Source organism: Bacillus sp. ISL-57 (assembly GCF_018613135.1).
In the GTDB taxonomy this organism is placed as follows: Bacteria; Bacillota; Bacilli; order Bacillales; family DSM-1321; genus Peribacillus; species Peribacillus frigoritolerans.
This window is the reverse complement of sequence record NZ_JAGGQV010000002.1, coordinates 667,858-680,941: the sequence shown is the minus strand read 5'-3', so window position 1 is coordinate 680,941 and position 13,084 is coordinate 667,858. Positions and strand designations below refer to the sequence as shown.

The 13,084-nt window shown below is 41.1% G+C and carries 15 protein-coding genes; 11 read left to right on the top strand and 4 right to left on the bottom strand.

Features of this window, described 5'->3' with window-relative positions:
• Positions 1-20 precede the first annotated feature (20 nt).
• A complete protein-coding gene (locus tag J7I90_RS06580) occupies positions 21-818 on the top strand; it encodes an enoyl-CoA hydratase (RefSeq protein ID WP_214769485.1) in 798 nt (265 codons plus the stop codon).
• A gap of 351 nt (positions 819-1,169) precedes the next feature.
• Here J7I90_RS06580 and J7I90_RS06575 read toward each other — a convergent pair whose 3' ends face one another.
• Complete coding sequence (locus J7I90_RS06575; RefSeq protein ID WP_048677954.1) at positions 1,170-1,358, bottom strand: YhzD family protein; 189 nt, start codon at positions 1,356-1,358, stop codon at positions 1,170-1,172.
• A 310-nt stretch (positions 1,359-1,668) separates the two neighbouring features.
• Between J7I90_RS06575 and cysK the strand changes: the two genes are divergently transcribed.
• The 8 genes from cysK to J7I90_RS06535 all read left to right on the top strand — a co-directional run bounded on the left by cysK (position 1,669) and on the right by J7I90_RS06535 (position 10,689).
• A complete protein-coding gene (gene cysK, locus J7I90_RS06570) occupies positions 1,669-2,592 on the top strand; it encodes a cysteine synthase A (RefSeq protein WP_214769481.1) in 924 nt (307 codons plus the stop codon).
• A gap of 141 nt (positions 2,593-2,733) precedes the next feature.
• Positions 2,734-3,972 carry a metallophosphoesterase family protein gene (locus J7I90_RS06565; RefSeq protein WP_214769478.1) on the top strand — a complete coding sequence of 413 codons (1,239 nt, stop codon included), beginning with the start codon at positions 2,734-2,736 and terminating at the stop codon, positions 3,970-3,972.
• Between the two features lie 21 nt (positions 3,973-3,993).
• Positions 3,994-7,014: an ATP-binding protein gene (locus tag J7I90_RS06560; RefSeq protein ID WP_214769476.1), complete on the top strand. Its 3,021-nt coding sequence runs from the start codon at positions 3,994-3,996 to the stop codon at positions 7,012-7,014.
• Between the two features lie 35 nt (positions 7,015-7,049).
• Entirely contained in the window at positions 7,050-7,463 is a 414-nt protein-coding gene (locus J7I90_RS06555; protein ID WP_214769472.1) for a hypothetical protein, read from the top strand.
• Positions 7,464-7,774: 311 nt separating this feature from the next.
• Positions 7,775-8,599: an ABC transporter ATP-binding protein gene (locus J7I90_RS06550; RefSeq protein WP_214769469.1), complete on the top strand. Its 825-nt coding sequence runs from the start codon at positions 7,775-7,777 to the stop codon at positions 8,597-8,599.
• Entirely contained in the window at positions 8,592-9,290 is a 699-nt protein-coding gene (locus J7I90_RS06545; RefSeq protein WP_214769465.1) for a (2Fe-2S)-binding protein, read from the top strand. Before J7I90_RS06550 ends, J7I90_RS06545 begins: the two co-directional genes overlap by 8 nt.
• A 178-nt stretch (positions 9,291-9,468) precedes the next feature.
• Complete coding sequence (gene yhaM / locus J7I90_RS06540) at positions 9,469-10,407, top strand: 3'-5' exoribonuclease YhaM (RefSeq protein ID WP_048677961.1); 939 nt, start codon at positions 9,469-9,471, stop codon at positions 10,405-10,407.
• A gap of 99 nt (positions 10,408-10,506) precedes the next feature.
• A complete protein-coding gene (locus J7I90_RS06535) occupies positions 10,507-10,689 on the top strand; it encodes a sporulation YhaL family protein (protein ID WP_373567449.1) in 183 nt (60 codons plus the stop codon).
• A gap of 53 nt (positions 10,690-10,742) precedes the next feature.
• Here J7I90_RS06535 and J7I90_RS06530 read toward each other — a convergent pair whose 3' ends face one another.
• A complete protein-coding gene (locus tag J7I90_RS06530) occupies positions 10,743-11,609 on the bottom strand; it encodes a peptidylprolyl isomerase (protein ID WP_214769447.1) in 867 nt (288 codons plus the stop codon).
• A gap of 200 nt (positions 11,610-11,809) precedes the next feature.
• Here J7I90_RS06530 and J7I90_RS06525 point away from each other — a divergent pair, with 200 nt between their 5' ends.
• Positions 11,810-11,893: a YjcZ family sporulation protein gene (locus J7I90_RS06525; RefSeq protein ID WP_141242671.1), complete on the top strand. Its 84-nt coding sequence runs from the start codon at positions 11,810-11,812 to the stop codon at positions 11,891-11,893.
• 186 nt (positions 11,894-12,079) lie between these two features.
• Positions 12,080-12,163 carry a YjcZ family sporulation protein gene (locus J7I90_RS06520; protein ID WP_076367288.1) on the top strand — a complete coding sequence of 28 codons (84 nt, stop codon included), beginning with the start codon at positions 12,080-12,082 and terminating at the stop codon, positions 12,161-12,163.
• A gap of 111 nt (positions 12,164-12,274) precedes the next feature.
• Here the strand turns inward: J7I90_RS06520 and J7I90_RS27250 are convergent, their stop codons facing one another.
• Positions 12,275-12,484 (bottom strand): hypothetical protein, encoded by a 210-nt coding sequence (locus J7I90_RS27250; RefSeq protein WP_311315254.1) that lies wholly within the window; start codon positions 12,482-12,484, stop codon positions 12,275-12,277.
• Positions 12,485-12,565: 81 nt separating this feature from the next.
• Positions 12,566-12,952, bottom strand: coding sequence for a DUF3267 domain-containing protein (locus J7I90_RS28075; RefSeq protein ID WP_396020061.1), 387 nt, complete (start codon positions 12,950-12,952; stop codon positions 12,566-12,568).
• Between the last annotated feature and the right edge of the window lie 132 nt (positions 12,953-13,084).

Genomic DNA, 13,084 nt, shown 5'->3' with positions numbered 1-13,084 from the left:
ACGAAAGAGGAGGAAATAAATTGAGTATTGAATCGACATCACCTGCAGGCACGGTTTTAGTCACATATTCGGACAGGACAGCCATTGTTGCAATGAACCGTCCAGAGGCAATGAATTCTCTAAATCCGAAAATGCTGCATGATTTCATTAATGCCCTGAAGGAAGTAAGCGAGAAGGATGAAGTGGACGTCGTCATTTTAAAAGGGAATGGGAAAGCGTTTTCCGCTGGTGGTGACATTAAGATGATGCTCTCGCCTGGAAAAGAAAACGCTTTCGATGAGCTGATGGATGGAATCAGTGAATTGGTGACCACCCTATACTTCATGCCAAAATTGACCATCAGTGCCATTCATGGTGCAGCTGCAGGGCTAGGGTTGAGTATAGCTCTTGCAACGGATCATCTTATTGCCGATTCGGAAAGTAAGGTTGCGATGAATTTCATCGGGATTGGATTAATCCCTGATGGCGGCGGACACTTCTTCCTTGAACGCCGTCTTGGTGAAGTGGGTGCGAAAGAATTGATTTGGGAAGGTAAAGTGCTTACAGCGCTGGAAGCAAAAGAAAAGGGCCTCATTCATGAAGTGGCAGACGGAACCTTGGAACATGCGGTAGAGAAAAAAGTGCAATCTTGGCTGCAAAGTCCGGTGCAGGCCATGATTAAAACGAAAAAGATCCTTAGTGAAAAAAATCGCCCACTATTAATAAAGATGCTTGAGATTGAAAAAGCTGCTCAGATGAAAATGCGCCAAACAGCGGACCACCAAGAGGGAATAAAAGCGTTCGTGGAAAAAAGGAAACCGAACTTCATTGGAAAATGAATGAAACGGTCATCGTTTTTTAGTGGCGGTCACAGTTGTAGGGGTTCGGAAAACGTATATGTCATCAAATGACGTTCCCGAATCAACTGACCCATAGCAACACCTTCAATTCCTCAGGTAAGGTTTATAACAAAGTTGATTGGAGCGTAAGGTGCGAGACTCCCGCAGGCGCTAGCCGAGGAGGCTCTCCGGACCGCCCGCGGAAAGCGAGTGCCTGTAGCGGAAATCAACGGCCAAATTGTACAAGACATTAAAAATTGTAGGCCGTCACATCATTGTGACGGCCTTTCTATATAGATTAGAAGCGGGAAACTTGATCATATTTTTTAGTGATTGCGCTTCCATTTTCAATCAGCGATGAAAAAGCAATAAAGCGCCTGAAGGCGATGTACAGCGATGAGTTTGATCTTGATAGTTTTTTTCCTTCAATAGATTTTGTCCCAATTCTTTTGCTTGTTCATCGTTCTCGGCTGTAAATGATTCATCCAATAGTTTTTCCCCTGACGGTTCAAAAACGGTTAATTTGTATATTCTGCTCATTTTAAAAAACTCCCTTATCAAAAATGTTATCAACTGTTATAAAAATTTTATCATTATCTGTCAATTTTGACTATTGTTATGTGAGTGAATCTATTAAGACAAGGAATATTGATATATAGCTGAATATCTTGAAAAAGTAACTATATCGAACTAACTTCATCGTTTTTTTCCTTTAAGATTGGAAAGAATGAAAACAAAACCTATTTATACTAGAGGAATTCTCTCTTTAAAATGAAAAATCATAAATGATATAATAAACTTGAGTAAAAGTGCATGTTGGAAGTGTATGGATCGAAGGGGGTTTTTTTGAATGACGGTAAAAATCGTTAATAATATCACTGAATTGATAGGAGATACACCTGTTGTTAGGATTAATCATTTAACAGCGGAGGGTGATGCTGAGGTATTCGTGAAACTTGAGTATTTCAATCCGAGCCGCAGTGTAAAAGATCGGGCTGCCTTCAACTTAATTAGGCAGGCAGAATTGGATGGTATCATTCAAGCCGGGGCTACGATCATAGAACCAACATCAGGGAATACAGGTATTGGGCTTGCCATGAATGCCGCGGCTAAGGGGTATCGGGCGATTATGGTCATGCCGGATAATATGTCGAAAGAAAGAATCAATATCTTAAAGGCATACGGAGCGGAAGTTGTCCTCACCCCTGCATCAGAGCGGATGCCGGGAGCCATTCGTAAAGCCGAGGAGCTCGCAGCAGAGATTCCTAATAGCTTTATTCCGCAGCAATTCGAAAACCAAGCCAATCCTGATATTCACAGAGTGACGACAGCAGTCGAGATTCTGGATCAGATGGATGGAGACCTGGATGTTTTTGTCGCTACTGCTGGAACTGGAGGAACGATAACGGGTACAGGTGAAGCCTTAAAAGAACATCTGCCGGATTTAAGGGTTGTCGTTGTCGAGCCTAAGGGTTCCCCAGTCCTTTCCGGCGGAAAGCCTGGTCCCCACAAGTTAGTGGGTACGAGCCCTGGTTTCATCCCTAGCATCTTAAATACAGAGGTATTTGATGAAATCGTTCAAGCGGCTGATGAAGATGCGATTTCCACCATGAAGGATATGGCTTCGAAGGAAGGGATATTGATTGGGCCTTCAGGAGGTGCCTCTGTCTGGACTGCCCTGCAGGAAGCCCGGCGTCTTGGAAGTGGAAAACGAGTATTATGCATTGCACCGGATAATGGTGAACGCTATTTAAGTATGGATATCTTTAATTGATGAAAAAGACCGAATGCCGTGAATGAAACAATGTTCGCCATTCGGTCTTTTTCCTGTTGAATTTGCCCATACTGCATGGTGACGTAATAAAATAATAATGTATGGGAAAGTATGTTCTGTTCATGTTAAAATTGAATTGAAATGTTGAAAGAAATCGAGGTGACACTTTTGAGCGGTGTGAAGTTCATTCATGCGGCGGATCTCCATCTGGATAGTCCCTTTTCAGGGTTGAAGGACATGCCGTCAGCTATATTAAAGGAATTAAGGGAAAGTCCGTTTAAAGCTTTTCAAACAATCATTAATGAAGCAATTTCCCGTCAGGTTGACTTTATCGTGTTATCGGGGGATCTATTTGATGGGGAAAATCGGAGTCTCCGGACACAGGTCCGCTTTCGGACCGAAATGGAAAAGCTCCAGCAGCATCAAATCCCTGCCTATATCATTCATGGTAACCATGATCACCTAAGCGGCTCATGGATTACTGTGGGGCTGCCGGATAATGTCCACGTATTTTCAGGGCAAACCGAAGTGAAACGGTTTGAAAAAATCGATGGGACGACTGTCCATCTTTATGGATTCAGTTATCCGCGCCGTCAGGTAAGGGAGAGGATGATCGAAACCTACATAAAAGCTGAAGGGGCCGATTATCATATAGGTTTGCTTCATGGGAACTTGGAAGGCAACTCCGAACATAGCCCGTACGCCCCTTTTTCATTGAAGGAACTTGCTGCCAAAGATTTCGATTACTGGGCATTAGGCCATATTCATAAACATCAGGTTGTTTCGGAAGTCCCGCTTGTGATATATCCAGGAAATATTCAAGGCAGGAACAGAAAAGAGTCAGGCGTTAAAGGGTGCATGCTTATAGAATTCGATGGGGACATGAAGCGCCATTCTTTTATTGAAACCTCTGAGGTGATATGGGAAAGCGAAACAATTGAACGATCCGAAGAAGGTGGATTTGATGCCCTGCTCAAGCAATGCAAGGAAGTAATTGAACGGAAGGGTTTCGATGGGAGAAGCTTTCTTTTGGAGTTGAAGCTGGATGCAGGTGATGCAGCAGGAGCTTCCGGGGAATATCTTGAAGAATTGACCCGGATTTTGCAGGAAGAGGACCAAGGGGAATCATTTGTCTGGGTGTATAAAATCAAACTCATCCAGTCCATTCCTATGAATAGGTCAAATGAAAGTATATCGCCATTTCTGGATGAGGTATCCAGGCTTGCTTCTGAATTTGATGATACGGAGGCTGCACTTGCCCCGCTATACATTCATCCGGGAGCAAGAAGGTTTCTTGATTCAATAGAGCCGGAAGAGCATAGGGAACTGTTGGATGATGCGGAAAGATGGCTTTTGCACGTTTTTGAAGCGAATAAATGAGTGTAGGGAGGAGCAACGGATTTGATTATTAAAGACCTCCATGTTTATGGTTACGGCAAACTGGAAAATCGGCGCTTTCCTGAATTGGGACAGCTGCAGATTTTCTTTGGGGAAAATGAATCGGGTAAGTCAACCCTCATGTCTTTCATTCATAGTATGCTGTTTGGTTTTCCGACAAAGGTTCAAATCGAACCGCGTTACGAGCCCAAAATGCATGCCAAATATGGAGGAAGGCTCAGCCTCATAACAAAAAAAGACGGGGAAATCGTTATTGAACGTGTGAAGGGAAAAGCTACTGGTGATGTGAAATTGACCTTCGAGGATGGAAGGGTCGGCGGCGAAGAAGAATTGAATGAGATTCTTCATGGCGTTGATAAAAACTATTACCAAGCCATTTTTTCTTTCGACCTTCAAGGTCTACAGGGATTACATACACTAAGTGAAGGCACGATGAGTAAATATCTGCTTTCAGCCGGGCTGATCGGGAATGATAAACTTCTAGAAGCCGAAACGAAATTGCAAAAAGAGCTCGATTCAAGGTTTAAACCATCAGGCCAAAAACCCATACTGAATGTGAAAATGAAAGAACTTATGGAATTGCAGAAAAAGGTGAAAGCATCTGAAGAAGAACAGCAGTCATATACGGCATTACTTCAGGAAGAAGCAAAACTTAAGGAGGAGCTCTCCAGAGTCACGGTGGATATTCAAGAGATTGAAGAAAATCTTGTTAACGTAAGTGCCTTTTTGCGGATTAAACCCTTGGTTGAAGAACAGGGGGAACTAGAGGCTGAAATAAGTAAAATTCCGGATGTGAATTTTCCTGTTGATGGCTTAAAAAGACTTGAACAGCTACAGGCAGTTGGAATCCCCATGAAAGCCCAACTTGCTGCATTGACTGAGAAAATGAACAAACTTGAGGGGAAACTCACGGAAATCGAAATCAATCCATTCATCAAGGAGCATAAAGAGCAAATTGAACATGCAATCGATCAAGGAACATTGTTGGAGAAGCTCGAGCTGGATATTAGGAAAGCGGAACACGAAAGACTGTTGGAAGAAAAGAATATCGAAAAGGTGAAGCAGGAATTATTCTTGGATGTTTCTGATGAGGAAATAAGAAAACTGGATATCAGTACATTCATGAAGGAAAAGGTGAAAAGGGCCGAAAGGGAAAAGCATCAGCTCCAAAATGATAAAAAACAGCTCGATGAGAAATATGAGCTGCAAAAGGGAAGTCTGGAAACGACAGAAGCCCGCTTGAAGGAGATTAAGGCCCAGTTACTGCCAGGTGAAAAAAGAATCGAGCTGGAGTCCTTATGCAACAAGCAGAATAACATCGAATTTGAAGCAGCACAATCCCTTATTCTTGATGAACAAATACTTGAACTTGAAAAGCAATTGGGAATACAGAGGAAGAAGGAAGCGGATAATCACAAACGTTCACATATCATGAATGGCAGTTTAATAGCGCTACTATGTTTAGGTGCAATCGGAAGTTATTTCAGTGAACAGATTTTGTTGGGGGTGATACTTCTAGCCGTAGCTGTTCTGTTTGCGGTTTCCAGGTATCTCTTTAAAGGTGATGATATATCGTCCGGGTATATCAGGCAATTGGATGAGATGAAAAGGAAAAGGGCTGCAATTGGGAGTGAAACCAATAAAGGGAGTGAAGGAGAGTCGATGGGGAGGCTGCTTGAACTGGACCAACGTCTCCAAAGGCGCTTTGAAAGTGAAAGTTTCAAATATGAAGAAAGGGAGGAAGCGTTTGAATCAACGATTCAGGAGTATGCCGATTGGGAAGCTAGCAGGGACCGGTTGGATAAAGAATTGAGGAACATCTTAAACGGTTGGGGTCTGTCTTATCCTGGAATGGAAATCAATCTTGAATCTGTATTTGAACTTCTTGAGAAATGGAAGGAAGCCGTTGATAGGAAATATGAAATAATCAAGAGGCATGATTTTCTCCAGGCAGAATTTGAGGGTAAATCAAAGGTTTTATTTCATTTTGCACAAAGCCTTGGTTTTGAACCATCCACATGGCGGGAAGCGATTGGCCAACTGAAACGGGAGTTGAATAAAGCGGTTGAATTCTCCGTTCAGTTAACGCAATGGAGGCAGGAAAGAAGCCGTTTGACGAACGAAATCGAGCAGCTGACAATGGAAAATGGTTATCTTGATGCAGAAATGGAAATGCTTTTTAAGTTAGCTAAGGTCAAGGACGAGGAAGAATTCAGGCATGTCGCTGCATTGTCCGAAAAGAAAATCACTTTACAAAAGCAGCTTGATTTGATTACCATTCAAATTGGGCAATCCAGAATGCTGCCTGATCAAATCCGATCTTATTTAAAACAGGGGATCAATACTTATACATTTGAGAATTTAGAACAGAAACGGAAGGATTCTGTAAAGGTGAAATCCCTTTTATTAGAGAAGCGGGCGGATGCGAAGCATAAAATAAAACAGCTTGAAGTTTCAGGGATTTATGATGATTTTCTTCATCGTTTTCATGAAGAAAAAGCTGCTTTTAACGAAGAGGCGAAGGAATGGGCGAAATTGGCAATAGCCAAAAGCTTATTGAATAAAACATTGGACAGATATAAAAGGGAGCGCCTGCCGAAGGTGATCGCTGATGCCGAGCGCCATTTTTCCTTTTTAACGAATGGAGGCTATCGTAAAATCATCCTTGATCAGTCGGGAGAAGGGATTTTGGTACAGCGAAGTGATGGTTTGAGTTTCAGTGTTGAAGAGGTCAGCCGCGGGACAGCTGAGCAAATATATGTTTCCTTAAGGCTTGCACTTGCTGATCATACTTTTGAAAATGATTCATTCCCTCTCATCATTGATGATAGTTTTGTCAATTTTGATGCGGAAAGGACAAAACGGATGCTTGAGTTATTGAAAAAGATTTCGGAAAAGCGGCAAATCTTATTTTTCACATGCCACCGATATATAGTGGAGCACTTTAGTGAAAATCAAGTGATTCGTCTATCCAGCCCCGTATTGCGCCAAAATATGAATGATTTGATCATCCCCGAAATATAATGGGTCTTAAACTATAGATAAAGAGAGTGAAGTCATTGAATAGGAATGAGTTTGTAAGCCGCCATGATTCTTCTTTGGAGTTAATCATCGAAAAGGAGTTTCCTGGTAAACGATGTGTTGGGGGAAAATATTCTGCCATAGGTCATAGCATCACTTTATATGAGAGAGATATTGAGATTCAGTGTGAACGCTCCCTAGGCTCGCTTGCAAGGCTTGAGGAATATACATGGGTGATTCTCACACATGAGATGGGGCACGCATTAGACCCCGATCTTGCTGTGCTTAGTGAGGAGCTGCACCGTACAGGGAAATCAGAAATCCTTTATCAAATAGAGGTCAATGCATGGAATATTGCAGAAGGATTAATTCCTTTTATCGATCACGATTTATTTTCCTTCATTAGGATTGAGTCCTTGAAACATTGTACAAATCGCCTGCTTGTGGGTTAAAAGGCTCTCCATATGGAGGGCTTTTTTTATTTTCCGCTAAATGGAGTTTGGTAATTCCGATAGTAATTCGGAGATGGGAGAATGGACTATCGTTCGGAAGCTGCAGGCAGTGATGAATGAAAGTATAATGTGCTGGTGTTTTTAGATTAATGTTTCCAAAGGAAGCTTCATATCTTTAAAGGAGCATTCACTTTAATGAATCATTTAAGAGGAATGGGACATGGAGTTATGGTTTATATTCCTTTTTAAGATTGACAGTGAGAATCATTTTCATTAAAATGGTATTATTAGACTAAAAGGGGAGTATTTTAATGCGACCAGCTATTAACACTCAGTCTTTATCGCTCGGTTATGGTGATAAATTAATAATAAATGATATGAATATAGAAATACCCAAAGGGGAGATCACCGTATTCATCGGTGCTAATGGATGTGGAAAATCAACACTTCTAAGGTCTGTAGCCCGATTGTTAAAACCTCAATCCGGCTCGGTCTTGCTCGAAGGCAAAGCGATCTCAACCATGTCATCGAAGGATGTAGCGAGAAAGATGGCGATTCTTCCGCAATCCCCGGTTGCTCCTGAAGGGCTTACCGTCTATCAACTTGTTAAACAAGGAAGATATCCTTATCAAAGTTGGTTGAAACAGTGGAGTTCCGTGGATGAAGAAAAAGTTCAAAAGGCGATTGAAGCAACGAATCTGACCGATTTAAAGGATCAGGCAGTCGATGAATTATCGGGAGGGCAGAAGCAACGGGCATGGATAGCCATGACGCTTGCTCAGGATACGGATGTCATTTTGTTGGATGAACCGACTACATATCTTGATATGACCCATCAAATCGAGATTTTGGACTTATTGTTCGACTTGAATGAGCTTGAGAACCGAACGATCGTGATGGTGCTTCATGATTTGAATTTAGCTTGCCGTTATGCGGATAATCTGGTGGCACTTAAAAATGGGGCGATACATGCTCAAGGCCGGCCAGAGGATATCATCACGCCTGAGTTGGTACAGCATGTATTCAGCATGGAATGTCAAATATCCTTTGATCCAATTTTCGGCAGTCCCATGTGCGTCCCGTTTGGTAAAGGGCGCTACGCACAAACTCAGATAAAAGCGCTGGCCAATGCATAACCTTACACCATCCATTGAAAAAGAACTTCAGGGATACCGGATATCCTTTCGAGATGAAGCCAAAGTTTCCAAGACCTTCAATCATGCTGATGAGCTTATTCAGTATGCACAAGCCCGGTCTGGGGCGGAAACGTCAAGGATAGCCATTTCAATGTGGTTCAGACGCTATGCTTTTTTTGTCACGGCACAATTGTACATGTTAAGCAAACATCGGCTTATTTGGGAAGGCACACTTCAGGACTTTGGTGTGTTGGATGATCCGGAAGATGAGCATTGGCTCCCGGATTTTTTGCTGAAAACCAACAGGTGGAGCAATGTCACGGAAAAGGAAAGCCCTTCTGCCCTCCATTCCATATTGAAAAGCTTTGGTGCCGATGCCATTCGCTTCTTTTCCGGAACTGCTAAAATATCGAAACTAGTACTCTGGGAAAATATTTGGAGCTATACGGTATGGATGTATAGTGAGTTATTGAAGCAAACTGATATAAAGACGCGAGTTGAAAAGGACATTGAAATGCTTCTTGAAGATGAAGTATGGCTGAATATTGAAACGCGTTCCCCCTTTAAACGATTCATTGGGGAAAAAAGTGTTCCGGAGTCAATGAACCCTTACAAACGGGTGACATGCTGTTTATATTACCGAATTGATGGCCAGGAGAAGTGCGCGTATTGTCCGAACATAAACTGTTGAAATAGATTTGATTGGAGAGCCAGGCTTGGGGTCAAGCCTGGTTTTCTTGTGGAGTGATAAGAGAATGCAAAGCATTAGCTTTTCATGTCCAATGTCTATCACTTATTAACGAAAACTAAACGCACTAACGAGATTGGTATGTTATAATGTTGATATTTAATTGAACGGAGGCAGTCGCATGGGAAATGGGATCATACACTACGGAATTGGTGAAGTAGTAGATATATATATGTACATTAAAACGAGTACAAAAGCGGTGGCAAGTAATGGAAAGCCGTTTTTGACATTGATTTTGTGCGATAAAACCGGGGAGATAGAGGCAAAGCTATGGGATGTTTCCGAGGCTGATGAGAAAACATACAGTGCGGAAGCAACAGTGAAGGTCCAAGGGGAAGTCCAGAATTATCGAGGACGCAGCCAATTGAAAATCCGTAATATTAGAATTACTTCAGATACTGACGGGGTCACGAAAGCTGATTTAATTCAAACGGCGCCTTTAAGTCAGGAAGAAATGATGGAAACCATCACTCAATACATTTTTGAAATGAGGAATCCGAATATCCAAAGAGTGACTAGGCATCTCATTAAAAAATATCAGAATGAATTCCTGACGTTCCCGGCTGCCACCAAGAACCATCATGAGTATATGTCGGGACTGGCCTATCACGTTGTATCGATGCTAGGGCTGGCTAAGGCCATTTCAACCCTATATCCTTCCCTCAATAAGGATCTTTTGTATGCAGGGGTCATTCTGCATGACCTTGGAAAGGTGCATGAGTTATCTGGACCTGTTTCGACTGTTTATACAGTGGAAGGGAACTTGTTGGGACATATCACCATCATGGTGAATGAAGTCGGTAAAGCTGCAGAGGAATTGGGCATTGAAGCGGAAGAAATCATGATTCTCAAGCACTTGATATTAAGCCACCATGGTAAAGCTGAGTGGGGCAGTCCCAAGCCGCCAATGGTTAGGGAAGCGGAAGTGCTGCATTATATTGATAATATGGATGCCAAGATAAATATGATGGATCGCGCCTTGGAAAAAGTGAAGCCGGGTGAATTTACGGAAAGAGTCTTCGCGCTCGATAATCGTTCATTCTATAAACCGACATTTTAATGAAATATGCTTCTTTCTCGATGGAGAAAGAAGCATATTTTTTTTGTTCGTGCATATTCTCTAGTAAATGAATAGTAGATTTTTTGGGAGGGAATGGACATGCCAATTTGGATCTGGTTCGTGTTTATCGGAATAATTGTCAGTGCAGTCATGTCAATTTGGACAGCCAGGCAGGAACGCCTCATAGATGATGCTTGGATTGAAAAGGAAGGTCAGAAATACATTGACCGCATGGAAGAAGAGCGTGAGAGGCGTAAAAAGGATATAAATCAGGGAGCATAGCCCGAATGATGAAAAAAAGCGACAGGTAAAGTCCTGTCGCTTTTTACTTTCAATTATTTTTCAGCTTGGGCTGCGTCACCAGAAGTGATGGCATCTTTTAAATCTTTGTCTTTAATCTTCACGTCCGCTTTTTTGACTTCTGAATTCAGAATGTCCTGAACTTTAGTTTGGTCAATTTGAGCGACTTTCAAATCATATTCAAGATCTTTTTTCATATCTTTGTATGGCTTTTTTTCTTTAGTATCAAGAAGTTGGATGATGTGGTAGCCATAATCGGATTTAATCGGCTTGCTGATTTCATCTTTCTTCATTTTGTAAGCTTGCTCTTCAAATGCGGGAACCATTTCACCTTGTCCGAACCAGCCTAGCTCCCCGCCTTTTTCAGCTGTGCCTGTGTCCGTTGAATATTCTTTGGCCAGTTTGGCGAAGTCTTCACCTTTGTCCAATTTAGCTTTAACTTCATTTGCCGTTTTTTCGTCTTTCACGAGAATATGTCTCGCTTTGATTTGTGGTTTATAGTTTTCATAAGCTTTTTTCACATCAGCTTCTTTAACTTTTATATCGGCAACGGCTGCTTTTTCTTGAAGCATGCCGATTCTAAGTGCACGTTTAAGATCAGCTTCGCTCTTATATCCGGAAGAAGCCAGGGCCGTTTCGAAATTTTCACCCATTTGCGCTTTAAGTTCGTCCGTTTTAGCTTTAACTTCTTTATCCGTTACTGTATATTTTTCAGAAAGAACTTTTTCATAAACAAGTTCTTGAAGAACGGTTTCACCATAACGGTCTTTCATTACATTGTAAAATTCTTCTTTGGTTATATCCCCCGCTTTAGTTTCCACGACTGCTTCCTTGTCGCTGTTGCATGCTGTAAGTCCGATCAGCCCTGCAGTAACAGCAATCGATAATGCCCACTTCTTCATAAAAACAACTCCTAGTTATAAGTTTCTGGTTTGCTACTTTTTCATATTTCCACAAAATTAACTATAACATATTCTGGTTACTTTACAAAAAATAATATATTGGTGCATGAATAAGATTTTTTTTAAAAATGGGTGTACGCCTACCCGGATATTAATCCATTACATATGATAAATCGAGGACAACAAAAGGGGGTAGCATAATGGGTAATGGATTTAACGGAGGCTTCGCTTTGTTAGTGGTGTTATTCATTTTATTAATAATTGTAGGATCAGCCTGTTTCTAATCGGCTGCAAAATTACTAATGGAAAGAGCCCACTCCTTTTGCCATGGAGTTGAATAGGATAGGGTAGCCGCTCAACAAAAAAAGATTTAAGTGATTTTCAAGCCATGAAAGGAATGGATTCCTTTAGGCGGATATAAGAGTGTGCATGAAATTACAATTACTTAAGAATGGAAAGGAGGAAGATCAATGTCTGGAGGAATAGGTGGAGGCTTTGCTCTAATTGTCGTTCTTTTCATCCTGTTAATCATCATTGGAGCTTCTTGGTGCTAAGCTCATAAACAAAAGGCGAAGCTATTGCTTCGCCCTTTTTCTTTATGTGGATAATGCTCCGGGTATCACCAATGTATGTAACAAATGATGGTCATCATTTGTTGCTCATCTCTACGTATACAAAATTTCAATATAGGAGGATAATAACATAATAGTAATTAATACATTAATGGTCCTGAATACTTTAGGCTGCCGGTCTTCAGCAATTTCCTTTTGAATGCATAAAGAGTTTGTCATTCTATTAATATTATAAAGGATCAAAATAGCAAAAATAATAAACCAGAACGAGATCAAAACCGAAAATCCCTCCTTGCAAAACATCATGTATAAATACGATACCAAATTATAATGAAAAAAGATACCTAAAAATCTTAGCAGCCATCATTATGAATGAATAAGAAATCACTTTTGAATAAGTATATCGTATCCTTCGAGATGTTCCTCGATAAAAGAATGCCTTGGGGAACCAACAAGGTTTTTTATATAAATAAAATCCGATACGCATAAGCCGGTGTGCATGGATAATAAAATAGTGAAATAATGGATGTAATGCGGAAAACTAAGGGCACAACCAATCAATATGACAGACATTATGACGAAAGGCAACGCAAGGGTCAAGAGATAAAGATGCTTTCGAATCGGATCATGCACATTGACTCTGCATGTTAGCACAAGGTTCCACTTCAAGGACCATGAAGTTTTTACTTTTTTACATAATAATCGTAAAGGTAAATAGTGTAATAGTTTGTGAACAGGATATAATAAGAGCAATAGGCTAAAAAATACCATTGTTTGATCGCCATACAAAATAACATGGGTTGAAAAGACACTTAATAATGTATAGATCAGAACAAAAGACATCAATATAGTAAAAACTGAAAAAAAGAGCAGACGGCAATTCCCATATTGTTTTGCCACGTC

Excerpts from the sequence above, each read along its gene's own strand:
- J7I90_RS06575 (WP_048677954.1), bottom strand. The coding sequence starts at position 1,358 with ATGAGCAGAATATACAAATTAACCGTTTTTGAACCGTCAGGGGAAAAA.
- J7I90_RS27250 (WP_311315254.1), bottom strand. The coding sequence starts at position 12,484 with ATGTTTTGCAAGGAGGGATTTTCGGTTTTGATCTCGTTCTGGTTTATT.
- J7I90_RS06525 (WP_141242671.1), top strand. The coding sequence starts at position 11,810 with ATGGGTAATGGATTTAACGGAGGCTTCGCTTTGTTAGTGGTGTTATTC.
- J7I90_RS06565 (WP_214769478.1), top strand. The coding sequence starts at position 2,734 with ATGTTGAAAGAAATCGAGGTGACACTTTTGAGCGGTGTGAAGTTCATT.
- J7I90_RS06550 (WP_214769469.1), top strand. The coding sequence starts at position 7,775 with ATGCGACCAGCTATTAACACTCAGTCTTTATCGCTCGGTTATGGTGAT.
- J7I90_RS06535 (WP_373567449.1), top strand. The coding sequence starts at position 10,507 with ATGCCAATTTGGATCTGGTTCGTGTTTATCGGAATAATTGTCAGTGCA.
- J7I90_RS06545 (WP_214769465.1), top strand. The coding sequence starts at position 8,592 with ATGCATAACCTTACACCATCCATTGAAAAAGAACTTCAGGGATACCGG.
- J7I90_RS06530 (WP_214769447.1), bottom strand. The coding sequence starts at position 11,609 with ATGAAGAAGTGGGCATTATCGATTGCTGTTACTGCAGGGCTGATCGGA.
- cysK (WP_214769481.1), top strand. The coding sequence starts at position 1,669 with ATGACGGTAAAAATCGTTAATAATATCACTGAATTGATAGGAGATACA.
- yhaM (WP_048677961.1), top strand. The coding sequence starts at position 9,469 with ATGGGAAATGGGATCATACACTACGGAATTGGTGAAGTAGTAGATATA.
- J7I90_RS28075 (WP_396020061.1), bottom strand. The coding sequence starts at position 12,952 with ATGGTATTTTTTAGCCTATTGCTCTTATTATATCCTGTTCACAAACTA.
- J7I90_RS06520 (WP_076367288.1), top strand. The coding sequence starts at position 12,080 with ATGTCTGGAGGAATAGGTGGAGGCTTTGCTCTAATTGTCGTTCTTTTC.